This is a genomic window from Streptomyces sp. NPDC058964 (genome assembly GCF_042741275.1).
GTDB lineage: Bacteria > Actinomycetota > Actinomycetes > Streptomycetales > Streptomycetaceae > Streptomyces.
On record NZ_JBHYKH010000771.1, the window covers coordinates 1 to 2958 of the forward strand.

2 protein-coding genes are annotated in these 2958 nt (G+C 72.2%); both read right to left on the reverse strand.

Going from position 1 to position 2958, the window contains the following annotated elements; genetic code table 11:
• On the reverse strand, positions 1 to 247 hold a 247-nt coding region (locus ACFW2E_RS44480; RefSeq protein ID WP_384477179.1), incomplete at its 3' end, for a hypothetical protein.
• On the reverse strand, positions 244 to 2874 hold the full coding sequence (locus tag ACFW2E_RS44485) for an amino acid adenylation domain-containing protein (RefSeq protein WP_384477182.1): 2631 nt from the start codon (positions 2872 to 2874) through the stop codon (positions 244 to 246). The genes ACFW2E_RS44480 and ACFW2E_RS44485, both read right to left, overlap by 4 nt.
• Between the last annotated feature and the right edge of the window lie 84 nt (positions 2875 to 2958).

A 2958-nucleotide genomic window follows, 5' to 3' on the forward strand; every position in this document is an offset into this window, starting at 1 on the left:
GGCCGGCAGCCCCTCCGGTGCCGGGCGGCATGCCACCCTGGGACAAGGCGGTCAGCCGCGCCGCCCGCACTCGGGGACGGCGCCAGACGTTCGGCTCGTCACGCGCCGCGCGGTCTCGCGGCCGCGGCCGCACCGTGCTCCGAACGAGGACGACGGCGCAGCCGCGGTTCAGGAGCGCCTGCTTCGGCGCGTGCCCCGGCGAACGGGCGGCGACCGGAGCGACGCCGGTGCCGGTTGTTCTGCTCATCGCCGCGCGTGCGCCTCCAGGGCCTCGGCGAGGCCCGCAACGGTGGGGTTTCTGAACAGGAGGACCGGCGGGACCCGGCGCCCGAGTCGCTCGCCAAGTCGGCTCGCGACCATGGTGATGGTCAACGAGGAGCCGCCGACGTCGAAGAAGCCGTCCTGTGGGCCGAAGTCGTCCTCGACGCCCAGGCACTCCCGCCACACGTCGGCGACGAGGAGCTGCTGCTTGGTGAGGTTCCGACGGCCGGCCGGTGCCCGGTCGGACGCCGGGCGTGGGTCGGGCAGTGCGTTCCGGTCGACCTTGCCGTTCGGTGTGAGGGGGATCTCGGCGATCACGGTGTAGCTTTGCGGCAGCATGTAGGGCGGAAGCCGCTCTGCCAGGTGGGCGCGCAGTTCGGCCGGTTCAGGGACGGGTCGGTCGGGGAGCTCGGGAATCAGGTAGGCCGCCAGCTGGTCTGCACCGGCGCCGATGCGGCGCACGGCCACCACGCAGTCGGCCAGCGCGGGGTGGCTCTGGAGCGCGGCCTCGATCTCGCCGAGCTCGATGCGGAAGCCGCGCACCTTGACCTGGTGGTCGTTGCGGCCGAGAAAGACCAGATTCCCATCGGGCAAAAGCCGGACCACGTCACCCGTGGCGTACATGCGGGCGCCGGGCTCCACGGCATACGGGTCGGGCAGGTACGCCGCGGCTGTGCGGGCCGGCTTGCCGAGATAGCCGCGACCGACCGCACTGCCGCCGACGTACAGCTCCCCGCGACAGCCCGGGACGACCGGGCGCAGCCGCTGGTCCAGTACGTAGAGGTGCGCGTTGTCCGTCGCCCTGCCGAACGGGACGCTCGGGAGGTGGCTGTGCCGGTCGAGCGACTCCTCGGTGATCGGGCAGTACGCCGAGGTGACGGTCGCTTCGGTGGGCCCGTACTCGTTGAAGACCTGACATCCAGGCGCCGTGGAAGCCAGGATGCGGCGGGCCACGTCGTGCGGCACGGCCTCGGCCCCGGTGAACACCAGGCGTACGGGGGCGAGTCGCGGAGCAGGATCCGTACCAGACTCCAGCAGGATCCGCATCTGCGAGGGCGTCGCGTTGAGCGTGGTGATGCCGCGCTCGGCGACTTCCCGCAGGAACTCCTCGGGGTCATAGGCGGCGGTGGCGCTCGCCAGGTGCAGTTCGGCGCCGGACAGCAGGCACTGGAAGATCTCCCAGACCGAGTTGTCGAACGCCACCGAGTGGTTGAGCAGGGCCCGGTCCTGCCCGGTGAGCCGGCACAGCCGCTGGTTCCACTCCAGGAACCCGGTGATGTTGGCGTGGGTGATCGCGACACCCTTGGGGTTGCCGGTCGATCCAGACGTGTAGATCACGTAGGCGAGGTGGTGCGGTTGCGCCTCCTCGGCCAGCCCGGGGTCCTCCCCCGGCTCCTGGTCCACTGTCACGAGCCGGACGCCGTCTCCGAACAGGGCGGAGGTGGGGTGCCCGGGGTCCGCGACGACCAGGTGTACGCCCGAGTCGGCGAGCAGGTACCGCAGCCGGTCCGTCGGGTAGCCGGGGTCGAGCGGCACATAGGCGCCGCCCGCCTTCAGCACGCCGAGCAGGGCGACCACCAGCTCCACCGAGCGTTCCAGGCAGACCGCGACCAGGCTTTCGGGGCGCACTCCCCTGGCACGCAGCTCCCGGGCCAGCGCGCTGGCCCGCGCGTCGATCTCGACGAACGTCAGCGACCTGCCGTCGCCCACGACACAGACCGCGTCCGGGGTCGTCCGCACCTGACGGTCCCACAGGCGGACCAGGGTGGTCGGCTCGGGCAGCGGCTCGGCGCGGTCGCCGAGGGACAGGGCGCGCAGTTCGTCGGCCGAGACGATCTCCAGTTCGGACAGTCGGGACGTGGTGTCGGAGACCATCTGCTCGATCACCCGCAGGAAGTGCCGGCCGAGGCCTCGGGCGAAGTGCGCGTCGAACAGGTCGGTGGCGTACTCGACGGAGATGCTGAGGTCACCGGCCCCGGTGGCGTGGTCCGTCACGTCGAGGGCGAGGTCGAAGCGGGCGGTGCCGAGCCGTCCCTCCAGTTCCTTGCGGTCGTACAGTTCGGGCAGATGACCGGCCCTCGGCTCCTCGTGCAGGGCGAAGAGCACCTGGAAGAGCGGGTTGCGGCTCAGGTCGCGCTCAGGGCTCAGCTCCGCCACCAGCGTCTCGAAGGGCAGCTCCTGGTGCGCGTACGCCTGCCGCGCGACCTCGCGGACCCGGCCCAGCAGCTCGCGCCAGGTCGGGTCGCCGGACAGGTCGGTGCGCAGAACGACAGTGTTCACGAAGTAGCCGACCACATCGTCCAGTTCGGGACGAGGCCGTCCTCCTGTCAGCGTGCCCACGGCGACATCGCTCTCGTCGGCGTACCGACCGAGCAGCACCTGCAACGGGGCCAGCAGGCCCATGAACAGGGTGACGCCCTCGGCCCGGCACAGCGTGCGCAGCCGGTGCGCCACGTCAGACGGTATGCGCAGCAGTTCGCGGCGGCCGCGGTGGCTCGCGACGGCCGGCCGTGGTCGGCTCGTGGGCAGCTCCAGGACGGGCACTCCGGACAGCCGGGTGCGCCAGTGGGCGATCAGCCGCTCCCGCTCGGCCCCGGTGAGTCGCTCGCGCAGGCAGGCCGCCTAGTCGGCATACGTCACGGGCCGCCGTCGCCGCCGCGGGGCGCGGGCGGGGGGGGGGGGCGCGCTGATAGGCCC